The sequence below is a fragment of the Blautia luti genome, assembly GCF_013304735.1.
Taxonomy (GTDB): domain Bacteria; phylum Bacillota; class Clostridia; order Lachnospirales; family Lachnospiraceae; genus Blautia_A.
Genome location: NZ_JAAITI010000093.1, coordinates 1 through 736 on the forward strand (window position 1 = coordinate 1; position 736 = coordinate 736).

At 45.1% G+C, this 736-nt stretch carries 2 tRNA genes and 1 rRNA gene; all 3 read right to left on the reverse strand.

The annotated features are described in order from the left end of the window. Nucleotides 1-323 precede the first annotated feature (323 nt). The 3 genes from G5B06_RS18565 to rrf all read right to left on the reverse strand — a co-directional run bounded on the left by G5B06_RS18565 (nt 324) and on the right by rrf (nt 616). Nucleotides 324-397, reverse strand: a tRNA-Ile gene (locus tag G5B06_RS18565). Nucleotides 398-420: 23 nt separating this feature from the next. After that, a tRNA-Ala gene (locus G5B06_RS18570) sits at nt 421-493 on the reverse strand. 5 nt (nt 494-498) lie between these two features. Continuing rightward, nucleotides 499-616 (reverse strand): 5S ribosomal RNA (rrf, locus tag G5B06_RS18575). Nucleotides 617-736 lie beyond the last annotated feature (120 nt).

Sequence of the window (736 nt, forward strand, 5' to 3'; positions counted from 1 at the left end):
TGCTTGACCTTTCGCTTCATCACCCTAGCGTAGGTGATGCGGTCTCTTGATTCTCTGTTGTATCACGCTCTCGCGTTTTACAACGGTGTTTGATTACTCTGTTCAATAACAGATAAATCGATGTCTTCCTATCTTTGCGTTTGCATTAATTTCTTAATACTTTGCGTTTAAGGATATTTGATTAACTTAATCAAATTTCATGTATGCAGTTTTCAAGGTACAATATTGGGCTTAATTAACTTAAAACCCAATGGGCTTAAGTGGACCTTTGCCCTATGGCTCATGATTATGAACTTTACGGGGTTCTGGTTCATTTAAACCAGTGGGCTTAAGTGGACTCGAACCACCGACCTCACGCTTATCAGGCGTGCGCTCTAACCAGCTGAGCTATAAGCCCATCTTGAAATCTTTCGATTTCAGTGGAGATGAAGAGATTCGAACTCTCGACCCCCTGCTTGCAAGGCAGGTGCTCTCCCAACTGAGCTACATCCCCATTTGATCTGGCAGCCACCTGCTCTCCCACACCGTCTCCAGTGCAGTACCATCGGCCGCTTAGGTCTTAACCGTCGTGTTCGGGATGGGAACGGGTGTGTCCCCTAAGCGCATCGCTACCAGAAATATCGTTATTCAGTTGCCTTGATAACTCAACAGTAAAACACATTTCAATTACTCTACTTTTTTCCTTAGAAAGGAGGTGATCCAGCCGCACCTTCCGATACGGCTACCTTGTTACGAC